The organism is Kiloniella majae (assembly GCF_002118315.1).
Taxonomy (GTDB): Bacteria; Pseudomonadota; Alphaproteobacteria; order Kiloniellales; family Kiloniellaceae; genus Kiloniella; species Kiloniella majae.
In genome coordinates this window covers 34,386-57,393 of sequence record NZ_MTSZ01000001.1, presented here as the reverse complement: position 1 = coordinate 57,393, position 23,008 = coordinate 34,386, and the positions used below count along the sequence as shown (strand labels likewise).

Annotated in this window: 21 protein-coding genes; 6 read left to right on the top strand and 15 right to left on the bottom strand. The window is 45.6% G+C overall.

Annotated elements, in window-relative coordinates; all coding sequences use genetic code 11:
- Positions 1 to 18: 18 nt before the first annotated feature.
- The 8 genes from BKB51_RS00245 to BKB51_RS00210 all read right to left on the bottom strand — a co-directional run bounded on the left by BKB51_RS00245 (position 19) and on the right by BKB51_RS00210 (position 11,090).
- Positions 19 to 552: a nitrous oxide reductase accessory protein NosL gene (locus tag BKB51_RS00245; protein ID WP_085906058.1), complete on the bottom strand. Its 534-nt coding sequence runs from the start codon at positions 550 to 552 to the stop codon at positions 19 to 21.
- Complete coding sequence (locus tag BKB51_RS00240) at positions 549 to 1,379, bottom strand: ABC transporter permease subunit (RefSeq protein ID WP_085899100.1); 831 nt, start codon at positions 1,377 to 1,379, stop codon at positions 549 to 551. Before BKB51_RS00240 ends, BKB51_RS00245 begins: the two co-directional genes overlap by 4 nt.
- Before the next feature lies 1 nt (position 1,380).
- Positions 1,381 to 2,304, bottom strand: a complete 924-nt coding sequence (locus BKB51_RS00235; protein ID WP_198946579.1) for an ABC transporter ATP-binding protein — start codon at positions 2,302 to 2,304, stop codon at positions 1,381 to 1,383.
- Entirely contained in the window at positions 2,301 to 3,623 is a 1,323-nt protein-coding gene (locus BKB51_RS00230) for a nitrous oxide reductase family maturation protein NosD (protein WP_085900147.1), read from the bottom strand. Before BKB51_RS00230 ends, BKB51_RS00235 begins: the two co-directional genes overlap by 4 nt.
- A gap of 45 nt (positions 3,624 to 3,668) precedes the next feature.
- Positions 3,669 to 5,570 (bottom strand): TAT-dependent nitrous-oxide reductase, encoded by a 1,902-nt coding sequence (gene nosZ, locus BKB51_RS00225; RefSeq protein WP_085899099.1) that lies wholly within the window; start codon positions 5,568 to 5,570, stop codon positions 3,669 to 3,671.
- A gap of 89 nt (positions 5,571 to 5,659) precedes the next feature.
- Positions 5,660 to 8,053 carry a NosR/NirI family protein gene (locus BKB51_RS00220; protein ID WP_085899098.1) on the bottom strand — a complete coding sequence of 798 codons (2,394 nt, stop codon included), beginning with the start codon at positions 8,051 to 8,053 and terminating at the stop codon, positions 5,660 to 5,662.
- Positions 8,054 to 8,258: 205 nt separating this feature from the next.
- Positions 8,259 to 9,872: a 5-guanidino-2-oxopentanoate decarboxylase gene (locus BKB51_RS00215; protein WP_085899097.1), complete on the bottom strand. Its 1,614-nt coding sequence runs from the start codon at positions 9,870 to 9,872 to the stop codon at positions 8,259 to 8,261.
- A gap of 27 nt (positions 9,873 to 9,899) precedes the next feature.
- Complete coding sequence (locus BKB51_RS00210) at positions 9,900 to 11,090, bottom strand: pyridoxal phosphate-dependent aminotransferase (protein ID WP_085899096.1); 1,191 nt, start codon at positions 11,088 to 11,090, stop codon at positions 9,900 to 9,902.
- A 196-nt stretch (positions 11,091 to 11,286) separates the two neighbouring features.
- Here BKB51_RS00210 and BKB51_RS00205 point away from each other — a divergent pair, with 196 nt between their 5' ends.
- The 3 genes from BKB51_RS00205 (at position 11,287) to BKB51_RS00195 (ending at position 13,929) form a co-directional block, all read left to right on the top strand.
- The gene (locus BKB51_RS00205) at positions 11,287 to 11,910 is read left to right on the top strand and encodes a TetR/AcrR family transcriptional regulator (RefSeq protein WP_085899095.1); all 624 of its coding nucleotides are present in this window, start codon (positions 11,287 to 11,289) and stop codon (positions 11,908 to 11,910) included.
- A gap of 203 nt (positions 11,911 to 12,113) precedes the next feature.
- Entirely contained in the window at positions 12,114 to 12,965 is an 852-nt protein-coding gene (locus BKB51_RS00200) for a transporter substrate-binding domain-containing protein (protein WP_085900146.1), read from the top strand.
- A gap of 19 nt (positions 12,966 to 12,984) precedes the next feature.
- Positions 12,985 to 13,929 (top strand): amino acid ABC transporter permease, encoded by a 945-nt coding sequence (locus BKB51_RS00195; protein ID WP_085899094.1) that lies wholly within the window; start codon positions 12,985 to 12,987, stop codon positions 13,927 to 13,929.
- Between the two features lie 24 nt (positions 13,930 to 13,953).
- Here BKB51_RS00195 and BKB51_RS00190 read toward each other — a convergent pair whose 3' ends face one another.
- The 5 genes from BKB51_RS00190 to BKB51_RS00170 form a co-directional block, all read right to left on the bottom strand.
- Positions 13,954 to 15,009, bottom strand: coding sequence for an AbrB family transcriptional regulator (locus BKB51_RS00190; protein ID WP_085899093.1), 1,056 nt, complete (start codon positions 15,007 to 15,009; stop codon positions 13,954 to 13,956).
- Positions 15,010 to 15,012: 3 nt separating this feature from the next.
- The gene (locus BKB51_RS00185; protein ID WP_085899092.1) at positions 15,013 to 16,548 is read right to left on the bottom strand and encodes a tripartite tricarboxylate transporter permease; all 1,536 of its coding nucleotides are present in this window, start codon (positions 16,546 to 16,548) and stop codon (positions 15,013 to 15,015) included.
- Positions 16,548 to 17,027, bottom strand: coding sequence for a tripartite tricarboxylate transporter TctB family protein (locus BKB51_RS00180; protein WP_085899091.1), 480 nt, complete (start codon positions 17,025 to 17,027; stop codon positions 16,548 to 16,550). Before BKB51_RS00180 ends, BKB51_RS00185 begins: the two co-directional genes overlap by 1 nt.
- A 52-nt stretch (positions 17,028 to 17,079) precedes the next feature.
- Complete coding sequence (locus BKB51_RS00175; RefSeq protein WP_085899090.1) at positions 17,080 to 18,078, bottom strand: tripartite tricarboxylate transporter substrate binding protein; 999 nt, start codon at positions 18,076 to 18,078, stop codon at positions 17,080 to 17,082.
- 312 nt (positions 18,079 to 18,390) lie between these two features.
- Positions 18,391 to 19,269, bottom strand: a complete 879-nt coding sequence (locus tag BKB51_RS00170) for an ABC transporter substrate-binding protein (protein ID WP_245813227.1) — start codon at positions 19,267 to 19,269, stop codon at positions 18,391 to 18,393.
- Here BKB51_RS00170 and BKB51_RS21050 point away from each other — a divergent pair.
- The 3 genes from BKB51_RS21050 to BKB51_RS00160 all read left to right on the top strand — a co-directional run bounded on the left by BKB51_RS21050 (position 19,261) and on the right by BKB51_RS00160 (position 21,748).
- The gene (locus BKB51_RS21050) at positions 19,261 to 19,422 is read left to right on the top strand and encodes a hypothetical protein (RefSeq protein ID WP_245813183.1); all 162 of its coding nucleotides are present in this window, start codon (positions 19,261 to 19,263) and stop codon (positions 19,420 to 19,422) included. The two genes, BKB51_RS00170 and BKB51_RS21050, sit on opposite strands and share 9 nt — an antisense overlap.
- Positions 19,423 to 19,700: 278 nt before the next feature.
- On the top strand, positions 19,701 to 20,363 hold the full coding sequence (locus BKB51_RS00165; RefSeq protein WP_085899088.1) for a response regulator: 663 nt from the start codon (positions 19,701 to 19,703) through the stop codon (positions 20,361 to 20,363).
- Positions 20,363 to 21,748: a sensor histidine kinase gene (locus tag BKB51_RS00160; protein WP_085899087.1), complete on the top strand. Its 1,386-nt coding sequence runs from the start codon at positions 20,363 to 20,365 to the stop codon at positions 21,746 to 21,748. The genes BKB51_RS00165 and BKB51_RS00160 overlap by 1 nt, the downstream gene beginning before the upstream one ends.
- 8 nt (positions 21,749 to 21,756) lie before the next feature.
- Here BKB51_RS00160 and BKB51_RS00155 read toward each other — a convergent pair whose 3' ends face one another.
- Positions 21,757 to 22,251, bottom strand: a complete 495-nt coding sequence (locus tag BKB51_RS00155) for a hypothetical protein (protein WP_085899086.1) — start codon at positions 22,249 to 22,251, stop codon at positions 21,757 to 21,759.
- A gap of 45 nt (positions 22,252 to 22,296) precedes the next feature.
- Positions 22,297 to 22,995, bottom strand: a complete 699-nt coding sequence (locus BKB51_RS00150; RefSeq protein ID WP_085899085.1) for a FadR/GntR family transcriptional regulator — start codon at positions 22,993 to 22,995, stop codon at positions 22,297 to 22,299.
- Positions 22,996 to 23,008 lie beyond the last annotated feature (13 nt).

The window sequence follows — 23,008 nt, the reverse complement described above, 5'->3', positions numbered from 1 at the left end:
ATGGCTCTTTACCGTTCTTTATTCGACTATAGATAACGCTGGATTATCCGGGATTTCTACCATTCCCAGTACGTAATCAATGGGGATATCATCAAGAGACACTACTGTGCCGCCATATTGAGCAATAAAGCTTTCGGCGGAAGCTTGTTCTCGGAAAGGCACCACTGCCGGTGCTCCCATACCACCACGTCGTTTACTTTCAATCACCAGTGTTGCTTCATTTATATCGATCCAGGGACCTGCTTCTGGTGATTGCCAGTTGGCTTTTCCCATATCGGTAACGTAAACGGCTGTAATTTCATTGTTTTCATCCGGAAGCTTCATGTAGCCAACGGCGTCTCTTGTGGCGGCAAACCAGATGGGGACTGTTTGTCCGAGGATATGGATTTGTGCTTTTGGGCCGGGGTGCCCTGCGGCAGTCATACCGCAAAAATAACTTTGATCCTCTGATGTCAGCGTTGCCGGATCTGGTTTTGGGGTGTCATCTGAGCCAAAGCAACCGTTTAAGAGGATGGTGCTAGATAAGAAGAGTGAAGCACAGAGCTTTTTCATATCTCTCTCCTTGAAAAGAGGCATCCGGAAAGTAGAAGAGGTAGAGTGATCCAGCCAAGTAGAGCAATGATGGCATATTGGGCAGGAAGTACGGCTCGTCCGGCAATGGATGACATGCCTGAAAGTGCGGCTGTACTGTCAAAACCAGTCAAATTTAGAAGCCTAAAAGAATCAGCTGGGTTAAAAAGCAACAGGAAATTGACAAAATCAGATTTCAGGTTCTCGCCTTGATCAACGACTAAAGCCCCTAATACAGCCATATCAAACAACAAGACGAACAGTAGCCAGACTGCGACGGCCAGACCAATGGCTGTTGCCCGTTCCTTGACGCAAACACTCAAGAGATATCCGATAGATAAAAAGGCACTGCCTAGTAATACTGTTGATGCTATCAAGCTACCAAATACCATCCAGTCCTGAAGGTCCGCACCATTGGAACTAAATCCAATTAAAAAACCTGCAGCGCCATAGCCGAGAAGTGTGGCGATAGACAGAATGAGGGTGTGGCCAAGGAATTTTCCCAAGATGATCTGCCATCTGTTAATCGGGTAGGTGAGGAGCAACAACATAGAGCCACGCTCGACCTCGCCAACGATACTGTCATAAGAAAGCATTAATGATATTAGTGGGACAAGAAAGACAGAGAGACTGGAAAGGCTTACGACAGTTACTTGCATCGTGCTGATCTTTGCGCCGCCTACAGGAGCAGTTCCCACAAACGCTAAACTGAGAGCGAGAACCGCGAGTAAGCAAGATGCCGCGATGATCCAACGATTACGCAGGGCATCTTTTAGTTCTTTTAGGGCAATGATCCAGATTGTCTTCATATTATTGTCCTCTCTGGTCACTAAAGACAGCGTAGAGTTGATCTAGTGAAGTATTTTGGAGCTCGATGTCCTCAACAAGAGAACCAAGCTCTCCCAGATGTCGAAGCATTGTCATTTTTGAGCTTGGGGCGCATTCAATCTCGAGATGTCTGCCGTTCATATAGGTTATGGTTGCATTTTGATTTTGCAGGGGCTGGGCGATTTTTTCGGTCATACCCTCTTGGACAGTAATGCGAAGGCTAAGAGGTAATCCTGCCTGTGCGCGCAAATCTTCCAAGGAACCGGAAGCAACAACCCTGCCGGAATTCATCACGGTCACGGCATCCGTCTGGGCTTCGAGTTCGGTCAATACATGCGAACAGAGTAAAATGGTGACGCCGTCTTTTCTGAGATCGCGTATGATATCGTAAAAGTGTTGTCGTGCAGCAGGATCAAGCCCGGATGTTGGCTCATCAAGCAATAGCAGGCGTGGTTTGCCAAGAAGTGCCTGTGCCAACCCCAAACGCTGCTTCATGCCTTTTGAATAGGTTTTATAACGTCGATCAAGAGCAGCAGAGAGGCCAACCATATCCATGAGTTCTAGGCTGCGGGATTTTGTTTCTCTTTTCAGGCTTGCATAAAACGCGATTAATTCTTTACCCGTCATGTTTGCATCAAATGCAACATTCTCGGGTAAAAAACCAATGGCATTACGGTAATGGAAAGAAGCCTTATCTTTGGGGTCATGCCCCAGTATTGAGAGAGACCCGGTTGTCGGTTGTACCAACCCGAGGATTAGTTTCATCAGCGTTGTTTTGCCTGCGCCGTTATGCCCAACCAGTGCCATCAGGCAACCTTCGGGCACTGAGAAATTCACGTCTGTCACTGCTTTGTGGGACGGGTAGTGTTTACTTACGTTTTCTAAAATAATACTATTTTTAATCATGGATTTGTCTCCATGTCAGAATTCAATGGGCCAGAATTCAATGGGTCAAAATTTAACGGATCAGAATTTAATGAGATCTGGTCAATCAGGGGAGGCGTCATCAAAGGAGCACTGTCAAAGACACCACCGGGTTGTAGTGATGGGAACTGGGATTGTGACCAGCGCAAAATTTCCATAGCGGGTGAATTAATCAACAGTTTGGCTGAAGGGTAAGCCCATATTACCTGATCCAGAACGTCATTGGGGCGATAGACACTATCGGCAATATTATCACCGTTCAAATCGAAGGCTGGATTATCGCTCCAATAATTACCTCGATTATTTTCCGACCAATCCAGATGACGTGTGCCCACGTATTTGACTTGATGTTGATTGCTGATAAAGGCATTTTCACTAACGGTGTTCTTTTCAGATCCTGCGGTAAAATGAATACCGATTTGGCATCCTTCAAAATGATTTTGCACAAAACGATTTTTGTTAGAATTGTAAATGAAAACGCATTTCACACCGCCGTTCTCGACCCGGTTCCCCTTGAAAAGGGATGAGTTTGCGTAGTTGAGGGCAAAACCGTGCTCCTTGTCATTGATTGACTGGTTGTTGGTTATTTTCAGCTTCTTTGAAAACATCAAAGCGTATCCAACGTCGTTGCCGCGGGAAATATTGCCACTGACTTCGCTGTTGTTTGTATACATGTAATGAATGGCAAAGCGTGTCTTTTCAAAAATATTGTTTCTGAAGATGTTCTTTTTGCTTGTGGTCGTGAAGATACCGTCACGGCCAAAAAGAATGGTGTTGTTTTCAACAATTGATCCCGGGGTATTCCATAGTTGAACACCGTTGCCTCGATCATTGACTTGCAGGACTTGTAATCCTTCAATGTGATTGTTTCTGACAACAGCATTCTTGGGACCCCAGAGATAAACCCCAATCAGATTGTCTTGAAGAATGTTATTTTCGATAACGGTATTATGAGCCGTTTTATTGACAAAAACGCCACTGTTCTGTTGGGAAAGATCTTGGCCGGAGTTGATGATTTTCAAGCCAGAGACAACACTGTCAGGGGCGAGGACTTCAATCGTATTACCTATACGATTGCCATCAATGACAGCACCTTGTTCGCCTTTTAGTGTCAGCGACTTTTTAAGTACAATCGGGCCAGTATAAAGACCTTTGGTCATTACAAGGACATCGCCGTCCTGTGCTTTGATTAGTGAGGTTGCTAGCGTATCAGGTGTTACCTGTAAAACGACGGCTTGGCTCTCAAAGACCGTCATCAAAGCGACGATGCTTAACAGAAACGCCAAAACATATTGTTTCATTACTAGTTTTTTTGAAAACCAAGCCATCGATCTATTCAACTTTCCCTAAGCTGGTTCAACCAACATACGTCCACGCATTTCCATATGAAGTGCGTGACAGAACCACTGACAGTAGAACCAGTGAACACCCGGACGGTCCGCTATGAAAGTTACGGAAGCTGTTTGTTGGGGGCTGACTTCGAAGCAAACACCGTAGTTCGCAAGAGTGAAGCCATGGGTTAGATCTTCAACGTCATCAAGGTTTGTAATCACAACCGTGACTTCATCCCCTTGTTTGACCGTGAATTTTTCCAGACTGAATTCTGGTGCAACAGAGTTCATGTAAACCCGAACCTTGTTGCCATCTCTGACTACATCCTGACAATCTTCCAGATCGATACCATCGGCTTTTGCCATTTCAACGGTATCGGCAAAGGTTGGGTCATTACGATCATAAATGTGAACAGGGTTTACGGTTGAGCGATGAACGATAATGCAATCATGTGGTTCGGCAAAAGTTGGACCGTCATGAACGATTTTCATTTCATCGCCAGAGATATCAATCAACTGTTCGTTCTCTGGTTTCAGAGGGCCTACGTTGATGTAGCGATCTTTAGAGAACTTGTTCATAGAGATCAGCCATTTACCATCAGCCTCAGAGGTTTCTCCCATAGATGTATGGTTATGACCAGGTTGATAGTGAACATCGATTTTCTGAATAATCGGATCAATATCTTCGCCTTTGTAGGCACGAATGGCTTTTTCTATATCCCATTTAACAACCTGACTATCCAGGAAGAGAGTGGTGTAAGCATTGCCGCGCCCATCAAAAGCAGTATGAAGAGGACCGAGACCAAGTTGTGGTTCTGCGACGATAGCATCGCGAGGCTTGATCTTACCATCAAACACATCATCCAACCGTTCAACGTCAATAACAGAAGCCGTTGGGGAAAGCTTACCATTTACAACAATGTGACGCTTATCCGGTGCAGCATTGACACCATGTGGGCTATTAGAAATTGGAATGTATGTGGTAAGTGGAGAGCCTTTGGTTCCGTCAACGACAGGAACATCCCCGTCAAATACTTCGTATTCACCTTTTGCAACAGCTTCTTCAATACGCTTGATATTGAAAACAACGACATGATCCTGCTCTGATGATGTCATCTCGGCAAGGTTGACACCTTCTTCTGAATTGTAAGAGGAAGATATCGCGTATTTACCCTGATAATCTGCATCAACATTATCCAGGTTACCACTGACTTTAACTTGCCATTTAACTTCCATCGTATCGCCGTCAATAGCAGAGAACACGGCGTAATATTTACTTGGATCATCAAGAACAGAACCATCGTTTGGTAAAGGAACGCGGTGTTCGCCATTGGCAAAAATGTAGCCCGTACGAGGATATCGTTGTGGGCGCAGACCGTGAATATCTGATGCGTTCGGAATTTCGATAATTTTATCGACTTTCATGATATCACAGCGAACACGAGCGACACGCGTGTTCGCTTTGTCATTCATGAAGAGATAACGACCGTCATAGGCACCGTCGGTAAAGGACATATGTGGGTGATGCAAATCACCGTTCATATAATCTCCACCGCGTGTTTCCAGAAACTTTTTGGTTTGTGGCAGAAGATTTTCAGTAAGAATTTTCTTACTTTCGTTGGTTTGCCCCCAACCTGTTGCAGAACACCTGTTAAACACGGGTACACGCATAAGTTCGCGCATAGAAGGAAGACCTAGAATACGCAGTTCACCTGCTTGTCCTGAAGACCAGAAACCGTAATATTCGTCCAATTGTCCGGGTTCAACGGCTGCCGGATTATTTGCACCAGCAGCAGATGCTGTTGAAACACCACCTAACCCGGCGATACCAGAGGCAGCACCGACACCGGCGATAGTCGCTAGTTTCGCTGAACCCCCAAGCAGATCACGTCTGGACAGACCTTTATCTTTTGACATTTATATGCTCCTCTTTAAGTGCCCAACCTGTCGCGTGTCTCACCATTCAACAGGCTGGGCGTGCTGTCGCCCTTGGGGCGACGGTTTTGCTAGCTCGGGGTTACTTTCTCCGGGCTAGCACCTTTCCCTCTGGCTTTTGCAGAAGGTCCGGGATTGTTTTTATCATCACCTATGAAATCTGGAATTTCTGTTGCAGAGCAGCTCGCTTTAACGGCAGCAGCGCTTTTGCTTTGAAGATCCTGTAGGCGTTCTCTACGCTTGCGCTTTTGTACCATGGGTGGGCAGCGATGCTCGTCATGGTAAACAACCTGACAATGCAGGCAGTAGAGACATTCGTTTGGATTGATTTCACCTGTTGGATGGATCGCTTGAACCATACATTCCTTGGCACAGGTCTGGCAGGGGCTACCACAGTCTTTGGGATGACGTTTGAGCCATTCAAACATGCGCATGCGACCTGGAATGGCCAAGGCGGCACCTAAGGGGCAAATGTATCGGCAATAAAAACGTTCAACAAACAGCCCGGCGGCTAACAGAGCAACGGCATAAAGAACCCAGGGCCAATCGCGCACAAACTTCAGGATAATAGAGGTTTTGAAGGGTTCTACTTCTGCCCAATGCTCAGCGTCTTGCAGGGAGTAAAGAGAGAGGCCAAACAAACCAAGGAAGATGATATATTTCAAAGGCCATAGGCGTTCGTGCAGTCCCCACGGAAGCTCAAACTGTGGAATTTTGCAGAATTTGGCAGCTTGGTTCAGGAGTTCTTGTAAGGCACCAAAGGGACATAACCACCCACAATAGGCTCCACGGCCCCAAAAGAGTAGTGCGCCAGCAACAGACAGCCATAACAGGAAGATCATGGGTTCCATGAGGAAGTAGTTCCAGCTAAAATCGGTCATCAACGCATTTGCAAAGGTGAGGACATTGACGACAGAAAGCTGTGCCTGAGCATAAAAACCAATGAAGAGAACGGTAAAGACAAGGAACAGATTTCTGGTCCATGTTAAAAGCCTTGGGCGCTTAACCAGCCAGTCCTGAAAAAAGAAAATTACCGTTAGTATAGCAATCGCAATACTAAGAACTGCAATATCAGGTCTTTTGAGATTCCACATGCGTTTCCATAACTCTACGCGATGGATATCTTCTGACGCTTCTTGGCTAACAGAAAGATTTGATGCTTTTGTTGTTGCTGTATGCGTTGGTTTTAATTTCTCTATAGTAACGTACTTGCCGGGCAGATCGTAGTTAAGTTCGAACGCCAGAAATATCTTTTTGATTGCTGCGATTTCACGGTTGGCAAGTAGCTCAATGCGAAAATTATCTGCTGGATTGAAGTCAACATCCGTGGGGATACGGAAGAGAGCTATTTCCTTGAAGTAGGGGGCTCCATCAGCCCCAAGGTCGCCGATCCGTTTGTGAAATTTGTCCCGGAAACGAACAGAGCTTTCCCCCTGAATGAGTTGGAAGCGATCAAAGATGCCACCACGTACATAACCGGACCCTTTGAAGGAATAGCGGCCATTGGCGAAAATAAGTATAGCTTCCTGATCAGGCTTTAGCTGTTTCTGTAAATGTTCGTATTCTGCATCACCCAAAAGGGTTTTGCCGATGGCAGGAACACTGACCGGTGCAACATAAAGATCGATATAGATATCATCTGGTGCCCCTTTTTCAGGACGAGAAGCGGCTTTTTTGTTACCAGAATTTTCAAAGGCTTCGTTGATTTCGGCAAGAGTTATGACACGATGGCGGATAGCGCCATTCCCTAGAAGGGTTTGCCAATCCGTAACCTCTGTGATGTCTTTGTTGACGTGCCTTATTTCAGTAGGTCCAGATGTTTGGTTTTGTTCTACGCCAGCAATACCAAGATATCTTGCAAATTTAATGGCTGATCTAAAGATAGAATCTTCGATGACCATGATGGTGACAGTCGCACCACTGATCATGTCAACTTCACCCGTATCCCTGCTTTGTCCTGTCCGACTGACGGCGTCAATACCTGTATAGCTGGACATGAAGTTGGATATTTTTTCTTCAGGAATTCCAATAAGAACGATGGGTTCGCTGTGCTTTACTAGCTTTGTCCCACTGACCACGCCTTCCGGTGTCAGACCAACCATGACATTGATGGGTTTCCCGGAATAACCCGTGGCATTTACAAAATCGGTATTCAAATAGGCATAGCCGACTTTTTCATTACCTTTTAGAATTTCTGCATAGGAAGGATCCCCGGTAACAAGCCGGAAATCAGTTGCGCCATTAAAAATTTCAGCAGGTTGTACCTTTGAAATATATTTTTCAAAGTTATTTGTTGCTGCTTTTGCTGTCGCCATAGCGAACAGAAAAGAAAACCCGAGTAGAAGCGATATAAAAATGAGCTTGTGAATAAACACAGCAGAAACATCATAAGTGACAGTAAGTGCCTGTGACCTGTTGCTGCTTTTTTCCGTTATACTCTTTGCCCATGCCTTTTGGTTCGGCACGAAGCATCTCCTTTTGCTTACATACTGACAAAAATCCTAATGGAAACAATCATCTGCCTATTCTGAGGAATTGCCTTTGATGTAAGTCAAGAAAGATGTAAAAAAATTATATCTTAATGTGAGTGTTTTACGGGGGTAAAAAAAGAAAGGCCTTATTTGTGGCCTTTCTGGAGTAAAAATAGCAAAGATATAACGAGGAACATTGCTATTCGGGAGTAAACAGAGCTTCTTCTATCTGGATAAGAGCAGGGCGTTTCTCTGCTTGAACTCTTTTTAGAACCTTTGGCAAATCTTCTTTTGATGACAAGTGTTCTGTATAAAGACCATAGGCCTTTGCTATTGAAGGAAAATCGGGAGAGCTGGGGGTGACACCTTCTGGGGTGATATTATTGTCCAGCATGAAGTTTTTAATTTCCTGATAACCGTCATTATTCCAGACGATAACGATAATGTTTGCACCTGCGTCCATCGCCGAACCAAGCTCACCAAGTGTAAATTGAATCCCGCCATCGCCAGTTAAGCAAATTACAGGGCGTTGGGGCGCGGCAAGCTGGGCGCCAATTGCAGCAGGAAGTGCATACCCTAATGTTCCAAAACCTGTTGCTGAATTCACCCACCCTTTGGGGCTATCTGGCGAATAGTAAAGGTTGCCCGCATAGACAGGTTGTGTTGAGTCTCCAACGATGATTGCGCCGGGCAAGGTAGCTTTTATGGTGTCAAGAAACTGGACTTGATGTTGCATAGGTGTTGATAACTCATCAAACGCGTCTTTTTTGGTTTTTCTGGCTCGGTTTGCGCCTTCTTTAACGGAACTTGCCGGGGTGACTTCTGGCAACGCATTAACAAGCTTTCGCATCGTAAGGTCTGCATCACCGATCATGCAAACGTCTGGTGTTATATTTCGCTGTAGTTGAAGAGGATCGATATCAACACGAACTAGAGTACCCGGAATGGCAAAACCTTGATTTTCGTACATATCAAAGTCAGTTGGCCCCAGCTCTGTTCCCATTGCTATGACAAGGTCGGATGCCTCAATAAGCGCACGCACTGATTTTAGAGACGGGCTGGCAGGAATAGCCAACGGATGATCTTCTGGTAGAAGGCCGCGGGCATTTACAGTCATGATCACAGGGCAACCTAGACGCTCTGCAAGTTGTTGTGTCGAGCGATCATCTCCTTTAACGCCGCCACCAATAATTAAAAGGGGCGAAGTTGCTTTTGAGCAGTGCGCAGCGACTTGTTTGATTGTAGCTTCGTCCGGACAAGGGAGTGAAGGAGTTGGGTGAGATGCGGGGAGGGTTAAATGATCAGCAGATGCTGACATCAAATCAATCGGAATCTCGATATGAACAGGCCTTGGACGACTGCTGGAGAAGACGGCAAATGCCCGTGCCATTGCCTTCGGCAGATCATCAGGATGGGTAACGGAATAGCTAAAGCTAGATACCTGTTCCGCAAATGCACTTTGATTGGGAAGTTCATGAAGGTTCCCATTACCATGTCCGAGATGTTGCGTCTTGTTGACACCGGAAATGACCAGCATTGGGATTGAATCAGCATAGGCCTGTGCCATCGCAGTTGCAATGTTTGTTAACCCGGGACCCGTTATAACAAAGCATACCCCGGGTTTACCGCTGATCCGTGCATAGCCGTCTGCCATAAAACCGGCACCTTGTTCGTGGCGCGGTGTATAGTGTGTGATAGAGGAGTTAGCCAACCCGCGGTAAAGTTCAATCGTATGAACGCCGGGGATACCAAAAACACGATCTACATCATAGCTTGCAAGAAGGTCGATGAGAAATTCACCAAGAGTAGTCATCTGATTTCGCTCTCGTTAGAGAAATAATTATGCAATTGCTTTTTGCTGATGAAGTGTTTCTGTGAAGGTACAAATTCTGCGACAGCCTTCTTGGATTTGTGCTTCGTCCAGCGTAAAGGACAGTCTGATATGTCCCTTCGCACTACTACCGAAAGGTTCTGCGTCCAGAACACAAACACCCGTTTGCATGTAGAGCTGTTCTGCGAAATCATGACTGCTCAGGCCTGTTGGCCTGACGTCGACCAGTAAAAACATACCAGCTTGCGGGCTGTGGATAATCAGATTTGATGCTGTACTCAATGATTTTACAGTTAAGTCCCGGCGTGTCTGATAAATCGCTTTCATATTTCTGGGTTCATCAGCAAGTTCGGTCAAAGCAAGCTTGGCTGCTTCTTGAGAAAACCCGGGGAGGCCATATAGCATACACAGCGCAATTTTTTCCATTGCACGAATAAGGTGTTCAGGACCAATTGCCCACCCCAATCGCCAGCCTGTCATCGCGTGTGACTTCGACAGGCTGCTTACCGTAACTGTCCGTTCTGACATCCCGGGGAGGGAAGCGATAGAGATATGTTCGCCGGAAAAGATTAGATCTGAATAAACTTCGTCTGAAATAACCCACAAATCATGTTTCTTGGCGAGTTGCGCAATTTGTGTCAGCTCTTCATATGTCAGAACAACACCAGTGGGGTTGTTTGGTGTTGTCAGGAATATTGCTTTTGTTTTGGACGTAATTGCAGCTTCAATGGCCTTAATATCTGGTCGGAACCCTGTTTCTGCCGATTGAGGGACCGGGACGATTGTTGCGCCTGTTACCCGGATACTGGCTTCATAGGTAATATACATAGGCTCCAGCGCAATAACTTCGTCCCCGGCAGTTGCAATGCAAAGTGATGACGTGAACAGAGCACACTGTGCCCCGGCCAATACGATGACATTATCTGCTGATACTGTTTGTTTGGTTTGATTGACGTGTCGGTTGGCAATGATTTCTCTTAAATTCTGCCTGCCAGTTAGTTCGGTGTAATGGGTATCGCCAGCATCTAATGCATCTTTGGCCGCACGGGTGATTTTTTCAGGGGTCGCAAAGTCAGGATCACCAACACTCATGACGATGACATCTTTACCTTCTGATTTTTCTCGCAAAGCCTTGCTGTGTAAATCCCAAGCTGATGCACCAGAGCCTGTCACGCGTTCTGTAAGGGGGGAGAGTTGCATAGATATCACCTGATCTGAAGTCTTAAAATGGCATGTTGTGATACCCAAGAATGACCATCAACATAGTATAAGAATATCACAATTGAACGATCGTTCAATAAGAAAAAATATCTCTTGGTTAAGCACTTGTTGTCAGAAGGAATTATACGGAGTAAATCTAGGTAAGGGCTGTTTTATCGTAATTTCTGCGGATCATATGAACGATACACCTAAATTTCGGCGTCAGGCACCTGATGCGCGGAAAAAAGACTTGATTGATGCCACGATACGCTGCCTTGAGAAAAAGGGCAGTGATGGTTTGTCTGTGAGAAGTATCAGTGCAGAAGCAGGAATATCTGTCGGCCTTATTAATCATCACTATCCAAGTAAGGATGATTTAATTGCGGATGCTTATGAAAAGCTTGCGACGGATATTTTGCAGAATGTTATCAATATCGTTGCTGAGACTGACGGATCACCCCGTGAAAAAATGAGTGCTTTTTTTAAAGCCTATTTTTCTTCGATTGTTTTGGATCAAAAGTTTCTGAGGATCTGGATTGTATTTTGGTACATGTCGGACAAATCTGAAAAAGTCCGCCTTTCTCATGACAAGACAAATGCCGGATTTCGCCGACAAATTGAGTTGATGTTGCGTAATCTGGGTGAATTACCCGAAGCGCCAGATTTTAACTATCGTCTGGCAGCAATTGGTCTTTCGGGCATGTTGGATGGCCTGTGGCTTGAATGGTGTCTCAATCCTGAAATATTTGCCCCAGAAGAAGGGTTGATGTTATGCGAAGGGTGGGTTGACGGTTTGATGGCGGGGGCCTTCAAACTCTAAAGCGCCTGATATATCACTAAATTTGTTTTAAATGGCTCTCTCAAGGGAGCATTTTTAGTGTGAAAAATTTCTAGTTGAACATGTGTTCAGTTGTGTTATCGTTTTACTCACTGAAAAAACGGTTTGTGAAAAAGCAACTGAGTGTCGGGGCAAAAGAAACAGGAAAACCTGTGCAGTCCCTCGTTCCTAACAGGGAGAAAATTATGAAATTTTTCAGAAAAACAATAGTGTCTGGTATTGCCGGGATTGCTGGAGTTACAGGTCTTATACTTGCTTCGGCAACGTCTGCTTTGGCTGGTGAAACGCTTGATCGGGTCATGGATAAAGGGACTCTGGTAATTTCCACCGATGCGGAGTACCCGCCTCAATCCTCTTTAAATGCAGATAACGAACTTGTTGGCTTTGACGTCGATGTTGGACGTGCAATTGCTGAATACATGGGCGTGAAAGCAGAGTTTGTTACGCCGGGATGGGATGTCATTACTGCTGGTCGCTGGGCTGGACGTTGGGATATGTCCGTGGGATCAATGACCCCGACAAAGAAACGGGCAGAGGCTCTGGACTTTCCAGCCATTTATTACTTCACGCCTGCTGCACTGGTTGTTCATGAAAAAAATACATCTATTTTAAGTACCAAAGATGCATCGGGTCGAAAAGTGGGTGTTGGCGTTTCGACAACTTACGAAAGCTATTTAAATAAAAGCTTGGTTATTGATGCCGAGGATGTGCCTGAATTTTCTTATGTTATCGATGATGCAGATATTCGTACCTATGATACTGATCTGTTGGCGCTGGACGAACTTCGTCTAGGAGATGGCGTTCGTCTCGATGCGGCTTTCACTGCTTTGCCAACCATTCTTGAGGCCAAAAAGAAAGGCTATCCTATTAAAATCGTTGGACCAGAAGCTTTGTTTATGGAGCCTTTGGCGATTGCAACGGATAAAGGGGATGCGGAATTAAACGCCAAGATAAAAGAGGCTGTTGATGCTTTACGTGCCAATGGTACGCTCTCTCAAATATCGGAAAAATGGTATGGTGGTGATCTGACGCAGTGAGTATGACCTCGTGAATAGTATGTCTTTGAATCTTTTAGAGCGGCCATTAGCACGATGGTCGCTCTATTTCGTTGTTATCTATCTTGCACTTTTAAGCATCGACCTTACTGACCTTATAAGTTCAGTAAATGTTGAGGTTACCCGCGGGTTAGTTGCCGTGGGAATTTTAGCTAACTTTCTGTTCGTGAGTAAGCTACCTAAAAAGACGCAGGTTCTTGTTACATGGGGAGAGTTGTTCGCTCTTTTCCTCTTTTTCTTCTATAGCTTTGATCTGTCTTACGCGTTTATCTGGTCCCGATTACCTCATTTACTTGGTTTAAGTTTAAAAAGCGGTTTCTTGATGGGGGCGGCGCTTACTGTATTTATCTGTGCTGTGGCCATTTTTGCCTCTACCATTTTGGCTTTGATCGCCGCTTTGGCCCGCTTGTCAAAAAACGGTATGGCACTGGGGATTTCGACTTTCTACATCTCGTTTTTCCGGGGAACGCCGCTACTATTACAGATCCTTCTGGTTTATTTGGGGCTGCCGCAAATCGGCGTTATTCTTGATCCCATTCCATCAGCAATCATTGCCTTATCGCTTTGTTATGGGGCCTATATGGCCGAGATCTTTCGCGCAGGTATTCAGGCTATTCCGGCGGGGCAATCAGAAGCCGCTCGGGCATTGGGACTTAAAGGCAACCAGATAATGCGGCTTGTGATTTTACCCCAAGCTATCCGGTTGATTATTCCCCCAACTGGTAATCAGTTTATCGCGATGCTCAAAGACAGTTCTCTTGTTTCTGTTCTGGGCGCGTGGGAGCTAATGTATATATCCCGAACCCATGGTCGGGCAGAATTCAAATACATGGAGATGTTGATTTCTGCTGCTCTTATTTACTGGTTCCTGTCTGTGGGATTTGAAATCATTCAATCGAGAATTGAAAAGAAGTATGGCAAAGGCATTGACGTCAACCATGTGTAAAATTGGTTGGCGTTAGTAGTCTGATTAGCCTTTTTCGCTTTCGTTTTTTCGCTTGATAATTCGGGTTAAAAAGACAGGGACGATAAAGACGATTACCAAAAGGCGTAAGGCGTGATGCGTTGTGACAAAGGCCGGATCTATCCCCATGGATAAGGCGGCTAATGTCATTTCTGCAAATCCGCCGGGTGACAGGGCAAGGATCAGAGCTTCGAATTGAAGATCAAAGGTGTAGGACAATGCCCCCGATACAACTAAGGTAACCGCGAGCATCAAGAAGGCCATGATGACAGACAAAAGCATTAATTTACCGACCTGCCCAAGAGAATAGCCAGCAAAGCGCGCGCCTAATGCGGAACCAAGTGTCAACTGCAACAAGATGGTAACGATTTCAGGTGGTTCACCCTGAACCAATCCGCTTGTATGAACGATGGCACTTAATAAAAGCGGACCTGTCAGTTGATAGGCAGGGAACTTGGCAACCTTGCCTAAAAACAACCCGCCAGAAGCAATAATAAGCAAAATGATAATATCGAGAAGGGACCACAGTGGGACAGTGCTTTCTCTTTCTACTATTTCAAGTCCGGACCAATATGTGAGGAATAGGGGGATTGCGAGGAGAATAGTTGCCACACGGCAGGCGTGGGCGAGAGTAAGCGCAGGAACGTCAGCGCCAGCTTCTTCGCCGAGTAGTGTCATTTCAGACAAGCCGCCGGGGAAGCCCGCAAAGATTGCTGTCAGGCGATCCATCTTCATAAATTTACGACAGTAAAACTGTGCGATAAATGTCAGTACGGCCAGATAGAGAACCGCGGCAATCAGGGTCGGTATCCATTCGCCTGCACGGGCGAGAACTTCGGGAGAAAAAGTCCCGCCCAGCATCACCCCAAGAATAACCATAATGATCAGGCGAACAGGCTTGGTAACTCCGACGGGGACACCAGACAGTGATGCGATAAGGCTGCCTGTCAGACAGCCCAGCATCCAGGGAAGCGGGAGACCAAGTGCCCAAAACACACAGCCCCCCGTCAAACCGGATAGAAAAGTCAGAAGCAGCTTAAGTGCTGTTTTTGGGGAAGACACATTCTATCCTTCACCATCATTTACTTTGAGGGCTTTTCTTCTGCGAACATCGATGATGTTCTGTATCAGTGGGGCAAGTAAGACGACAACTGTAATACCAAGGATACTTGCGGTAATTGGACGTTCCCATAAGAAGGAGAGTTCCCCGTCACTGATTGCTAATGCGCGGCGTAAATTATCTTCCATCATTCCGCCAAGAATAAAGCCAAGGAGCATGGGGGCGAGGGGGAAGTTAATCAGCCGAAAGATAATCGCAAGAATAGCAACGATAACCATGATATGGATATCAAAGGTATTAAAGGAGACGAGATACACGCCGATCAACGAGAAGAACAGTATCAAGGGTGTCAGAATTTGTTTGGGTAAAGCGAGTAACCGCGCAATGTAGGGAATTAATGGCAGGTTGAGAACAAGCAGGATAATATTTCCTATATACATGGAAATGATAACCGACCAGAATACGGCTGGTTGTTCTACAAAAAGCCTTGGACCTGGCTGAACTCCATAGGAGATAAGGGCACCAAGCATCACTGCTGTTGTGCCCGAACCGGGAATTCCAAGTGTTAGAAGCGGAACAAAAGATCCTGAGCAAGCAGCATTGTTTGCTGTTTCCGGTGCAGCCAAACCGCGCAAAGAACCTTTACCAAATTTAAGTTTTTCTTTCGCACTGGCGAAACTACGTTCCATCCCATAGGCGAGGAAAGAGGCAATTGTAGCCCCTGCACCGGGAAGAACACCGATAAAGAAACCGAGAACAGAACTACGCCCGACAACAGGTGCAAGGTCTTTGACTTCTTCTCTACTTACTTTCATGCTGCCGAGCTTGCCTTTAGTGGCTTCTTCAGCTTCCTGAGATATTTTTTCTGGTTTTAGCACCACCATCAGAGCTTCTGATAACGCGAATGTTGCCATGGCAAGCAGAAGGAAACTGATGCCGTCAATGAGATCCAGAGATCCAAAGGTAAATCGTTGAAGTCCGGCTGTTTGATCTGTTCCAATGGTTGAGAGCATTAAGCCAAAGAGGGTCATCAAGACGGCAACCAGAAATTTTCCCTTTCCGGCAAAGGCGGAGACTGCTGTTAATCCAAGAACCATAAGAGCAAAATAGTCAGCTGATTGAAAACTGAGGGATACAGAAGCCAACGCTGGGGCGGCAAAAAGAAGGAATATCGCGGCAATGGTGCCACCGCTGAAAGAACTATAGGCAGCAATCGCCAAGGCTTTACCAGCATGGCCTTGTTTGGCGAGGGGATAACCGTCAAATGAAGTTGCAACAGTACCAGCAACACCCGGTGCATTTATGAGAATGGCAGATGTTGATCCGCCAAAAATGGCGCCGTAATAAACACCAGCCATAAGGATCATGCCCGTTGCGGGATCAAAGCCATAGGTGATGGGGATCATAAGGGCAATGGCTGAAATGGGACCAAGACCGGGTAACATGCCGATAAAGGTTCCTGCGAAACAGCCGACAAAAACCATAAGAAGATTAACGGGGGAAGCAGCCGTGCTTAACCCTTGAAGAATACCATCAAGCATTAATTTGCTCCGAGCATAGCAAAGATCTCACCGGGCGCGAGATAGATACCCAGGAGCTTGTCGAGAATGAACCAGAAACCAACGGTCGCGGGGACTGAAGAAAGAAGAATAACGGACCACCGTCTTTCGCCCAAGGCATAGATTCCACCGATTAGGAATAAGACGGTGGATAGCAAGAAGCCAAGCGGGCTAAGGGTTAGGCCGTAAAAAACCATAAGTCCGATCAGAATAGAGGTTCTGCCCCAATTCAATCCCCGAAAGACTGAGAGGATGTCATCTGTTTCTTCGCGTTGAGGGAGAACAAGAAGAAGGAAAGAGACAATACCTGTGAGCCAGGAAAGGGCAATAGGCATGGTTCGGGCAGTAAAAGGTTCTAATTCATCACCCGGAAACAAGGGAATATGCCTTGCTTCCATACCATAAGCGATTGCGAGAACAAGAAAACACAGGGCTCCCGCTTTTTCCTTGCTGAGGGTCATTGTCTCCATTCCTTCTTTATTCTATTGCAGATACTATCGAAAGATACTTGGCTTATAAGAAGCCAAGCTCTTTCATCAGGTCTCCAACAATGCCTTCCTGTTCTTCAAGGAAAGTGTAGAAAACGTCAGCAGGTTGGAAGACTTCAACCCACCCATTACGTGAACGAACAGTTTCCCATTCTGGTGTGTCGTACATTTTTTCCAAGGTTGCGTTATAGGCTGCAACTTTTTCTTTTGATGTACCCGGGGCCGCAAAGAACCCGCGCCAATTTACAAACGTCGCATCAATGCCCTGTTCTGTCAGGGTTGGGATATTTGGCGCATCATCAATACGGTTTGCGCCAGTCATAGCAAGAATACGAACCTGACCACTACGTTCCAGTTCCAGTGCTTCGGAAAGACCGGTTGAAAGCAATGCGGTTTCGCCAGACAAAAGGCCTGCCATGGCTTTACCGCCTGCATCGTATGGAATGTATTTAACAGCTTTCGGATCACCACCAGCCGCTTTAAAGGCTTGTGCGGCGACAAGGTGATCCATGCTACCCCGTGCTGAGCCACCTGCAATTTTCACGGATTTTGGATCTGCTTTGAAATCAGCCACAACTTCGGAGAAGGATTTGTATTTGGAATCAGCAGGTACGACAAAAGCAGCGTAGTCACCAATAACGCCAGCGACAGGGACAAGGTCACGGAATGACTGTGGGAAAACCTTTGTTAGGGAACGGATAACGATCGGGGTTGAGTTTACCATCAGGGTATCGCCCTGACGTTCAGCCGTTTCGATAAGGTGTGCAATGGCTTTACCACCACCACCACCGGACATGTTCTCAAAAGAGGCGGAACCAAGCAGACCTGATTTTGTCAAAGCTTCGCCTGTACCACGTGCAGTGCCATCCCAGCCACCACCGGCACCACCGGGAATAAGGAAGTGAATTTTTTCCAGATCCGCCGCTGAGGCTGAAGAAAGCGGCATGGCCATACCCACGGAAACAGCGGCTGCTGCCATAGATAGCACAAGACGGCGAGATAGTTTTGTTGTTTTGCCAAACATGAATTGGCCTCCGAGTATGATTGTTAATTCGATGAATAACAAACCGCCGAACAAAGTCGGACGAGGGGAGGCATTGCTACAGAAACCATCTGGCCTATAGAAAATATCAGATCAGAGAATTATCCGAGCTGTTTATATACTGTCTCCCCAACCGCTTTTATTATTTTTTTAGCTGCGGCCTACCATTCAATATATGTAGGCTAAGGGAAAAAGCTGTCACTACCCTGTCGTTGAGAAAAATAATTTATTTAAAATTAAATTATAAATTAAAATAATACCTTAAGTAATTTTGTTAATGTTATTTGTTGTGTATTATTCACCCCGCAAGGACTTGTTCCACTGGTTTATGGTTTTACGTCTCTTTACCTGATCAAGGTAAACCAACAAGCCGGGGCCAACCTTAATTGGCTGCAAATTACTACGAGCTTGAGCCGCAAGAATTTCTTCTGGGCCACTACTTTTTATCGCGGGATGAACAGCATTTAGCTTTGCGCTAGTTGCGAGTAATTGTTGCCCTCGTTCTGAGAGAAGATACTCGAGAAAAAGTTTACCCGCTTCTTTTGATTTTGCAGCCTTGGGAATGATCGCAAGGCGCGAGAGGACTGTTGTATAGTCTTCCGGATATAGTATGCCGAGGTTCGGGGAACTTTGTAGTCTTGCTAGGGCATATGATCCCAAAACATTATACCCGATAACATACTTGCCACTGTTGACGTTATTTATAATAGCCGTAGAGCTGGTAGATAGTTTAACACCATTTGCACCAAAGCTTTTTATCAGGTTCCAAATACCTTTGTATCTTTCAGAATCAACTCCCATAAACAGAAAGCCAACGCCACTGCGTTCGATGTCATATGTGGCAATACGGCCAAAAAGGTCAGAAGGTCTTTCGGCGAGGAAGCGCTGCAGTTCCAATCGTGTTTTGGGTAACTGTTTGTCTTTGAAATATTCCTTGTTGTAAATCGTGACTGCGGGTTCAGAGGTAAAGCCAAAAACTTCGTTTCGCCATTGTGACCAAGATGGCATTTCTTGCGCGGTTGATATTTCCACGCGCTGTGCAAAACCGTCATTGGCGAGCTTCATCTGCAGATCCATGGCCGAGCTGATGGCGATATCTGCTGTTACATCATTGTTCAGTGTTTCTTCCTGAATGCGTTCATATAACTCAAGCGATTGCAAATCATGATAGATGATAGAGATATCAGGAAAGAGTTCCTGAAAGTCAGCAATGGTACCCTGAAAGATATCAACATCAGTAACGCTATAAATCGTAATGACGTTGTTTTCTTTGCCCGAAATTGCCGGAAAATCAAAAGCTTTGGCTTGGATTGTATTTGCCAGTAACTGTGAGGCTATAACTACGCTTATGAAATATAACGCTTGAAGCCTCTGTTTGTGTAACAGTCCAATCCGAAATGACTGTGTTGTCGATTGTGTCTTAATGATCCGAGTCCCTGATTTTATTCTTTGGCCCGTTATTGTTTTTTTGGGGCCATTTACTGTTTTTGTTTTTTCTTCACATTATGGTTCAAAGCTGTCGGGAACCTGTCACCTGAAGGAAAATTGATTTTCTTTCTTCTCGGGCTTTTCAAAAGCCTTGGAACAAAGTTAGTCTTTTGTTCATGAGAATACTAGTCGTTGAAGATAATGCCGCTTTGGCTGATGGAATATCCAGTGCGCTTACCCGTATGGAAATGGCTGTGGATGTCGTCGGTGACGGCACGGAAGCTGATAACATTTTACGTACGCAAGAATTTAATCTGGTTGTGATGGACCTTAACCTGCCAGGCTATGATGGACTGGAGATTTTAAAACGCTATCGGCAAAATGGTGGCAAAGCTCAGGTTTTGATCCTGACCGCGCGCGATACCTTAAATGACAGAGTGAAAGGCCTTGATCTCGGGGCTGATGATTACCTGACCAAACCGTTTGATTTGGTTGAGTTAGAGGCAAGAGTACGTGCGCTTCTTCGACGACAAAGCGGGTTGAAATCACCCGAAATAGCTATTGGCGAATTGATCTTTGACAGTGTAGCACGACGGGTTTCGCTGATGGGGGAGCCATTGGATTTACCGCGTCGTGAGTTTTGTCTCCTAGAGCTTTTGATCAGTAGAGCAGGACAGGTTGTCAGCAAGGAGCAAATCGCAGACAGTCTTGCTAACTTTGATCAGGATATTAGCCCCAACGCTGTAGAGCTATATATTAGCCGTTTGAGAAAGAGGTTGGCAGTAGCAAACATAAGTATCAAGACTGTTCGCGGTCTTGGATATTTATTGGAAAAATAATGAGGTGGCAGCGTAAGTCTCTTCGTCGGCGTCTATTATTATGGTTGCTCGGCGCGCTTGCGATTATCTCTGCTCTGATGCTTTTTGAAGTTCGATCCAGTGCGAGTAAAGCGGCCAATGAGGCCTATGATCGTGTCTTGCTGGGCTCTGCATTGGCAATTGCGGAGCGCGTTGTGGTCGTCGGAGAGCAGTTAGAAGTTGATGTTCCTTATGTCGCGCTTGAGATGTTGACTTCGGCTGCTCAGGATCGCGTTTTCTATCAAGTGGTCGGTCCGGGAAATGACTTTATTACAGGCTATGATGATCTGCCGGTTGTTGATGATAGTGAGATTCCAAAAAACGGTGCGCCCCTTTTCTTTGATGCTGATTATCGCGGTGATGCTATTCGGGTTGGCGTGATTTCCCGTCACATATCTGGAGGGCGTTTGTCGGCACGTTTTACGGTGATGGTCGCTGAAACTGTGGAGGGGCGCAATAATCTAATCAACGAGATGATGACGGCAGCAATCGTTCGGCAATTGGTGTTGATATTGGTGGCAGGAATTGTTTTGTGGATTGGTATTGGATGGGGGCTAAAGCCTCTTGTCCGGTTGGAAGCAGCACTAAACAGACGAACACCTTCTGATCTGAGACCAATTGAACATGAAGTTCCGCAAGAAGTACGTCATCTGATTGATGCGATTAATGACCTTATGAAAAGGTTAGGCGCGTCTATCGAAGCAATGCAACGCTTTACATCCAATGCGGCGCATCAACTCAGAACCCCCTTGGCGGCAATTCAAACCCAAGCTGAGTTGGCGCAAGATGAAAAAGATCCGGCTAATATTACAAAACGGCTGGAGCACCTAAATCGAAGTACCAAACAAACATCGCGTTTGATTAACCAACTTCTCAGTTTAGCCAGAACTCATCAGGAAGATGAGGGTTTTCAGTTTGAAGCGGTGGATTTAAAGTTATTAAGCGAAGAGGTAACGCGAGCTTATGTTCCCGAAGCGGTTTCTCAGCAGATTGATTTAGGTTTTGAGCAACAGGGGCAAATTGTGTCTGTTGTTGGGAATGAAGAGTTGATCAAAGAAGCTTTGAAGAATCTAATTGAAAACGCGCTGCATTATTGTCCTGAAAATTCGACAGTCACCGTCCGGTTGAAACAGATTTCGGAAGATGTTGTTATTGAAGTAGAAGATAATGGTCCCGGTGTCTCCAAAGAAGAACGCGATAAGATCTTCGAACGTTTTTACCGTTCAGAAACACGGGATGATGAAGGTTGTGGTTTGGGCTTACCAATCGTCCGGGAAATTATGGAACGACACGGCGGTATTATCGAGTATCAAGCTGCCTTAGAAGGGCGGGGCGCTTGCTTTCAATTGAAGTTTCCTCAAGCCTAGTTACCAAACTATTGCTTGAGCAAGTTTCTAATACGAGCCTTTACTGAAGCAGCTTCATCTAATAGAGCGCGCTGCATGATAGTCTTTGCTTCCATTTTGTATTCTGGAAACTGTTTACTTAAAAAGTGAAACCCGTGATATCCCCAAGCGCGGATTAGTTTTCGCTCACTCTTGAGGCAGAGGCGAATGAAATTCTCAACTGAGAATTTTTGCGCGGCAGTAATGGTAATATGCTCAAAGGACTGCAGGATATGCAGCTGGCTTTCCCATTTATCAAATAGTTCCAGGTGGTCAAGTAAGCTTTTTGAATGAAGCGAAGAGAAATTTCCTTTTGTACCGAGATGGTTTTTTAAAATCCAAGTGGAGCCACATTGAAGTTCTTTGTCCAGTAGAGCATCCATCAGGTCCTCTTCAAAAGTTGGTGTTTCTGCATACTGGGCATAGATCGTCCGAATATCGTCCGCAGATTTTGTGTCCCATGTCGCTAGTGATTCTTTAAGCATATTTGATTTTGACCATACAAGAGGGGCAATAGAACTTCGATATAACTATGCCGGGGCCATTTCGAGAATGTCTCTTTCAACACAATCCAGGAGCTTTAGCGTTGTTATTCTACTGAGCTCGGGATCGCGTTTTGCAATAGCTTCATAAAGCTCCCGGTGTAGGGGAAAAGACCGTTGTCCAAAGTCCTGTCGATCATAAGGCTTGCTGAAAAAGCTCTGAAACGGTCCGCGCATGCCTGAGATTAATTGTTCAAAAAGCGGATTGCCAGTTGCCAGATAAATAGAGCGGTGAAAGACAGCATCTTCTTCCCTTGCACTACCGTGGATCTGATGAGCGTGTTCCATGGCTACAAGGCATTCTTCAATATAGGCAATAGCTTCATCTGTGCCTCTACTTGCGGCAATCATTGCAGCTTCAGATTCTAGTCCGCGACGTATATCAAGGGCAAAAATAAGACTATCCCGATCTGGCTTGATGTTAATAGGAACCAGAACTTCGTCTTTACTGACCTGACGGCAAAGAAAGGTTCCGGCACCTCTTTTGATCTGAATAATATTTTTGGCCTCGAGCTTTCTGACCGCTTCACGAACAGAAGAGCGCCCAACCCCTAAAGCTTCCATCAACTCTCGCTCGGAGGGTAGTTGATCCCCTGCTTCGTATTTGTTGAGGTTGATGAAATCTATCAACTGCTCAGCAATCACATCCGATTTATTTGTTGTGGAAATAGGGGCTAGACCCAGCATATTAAAAATTCCA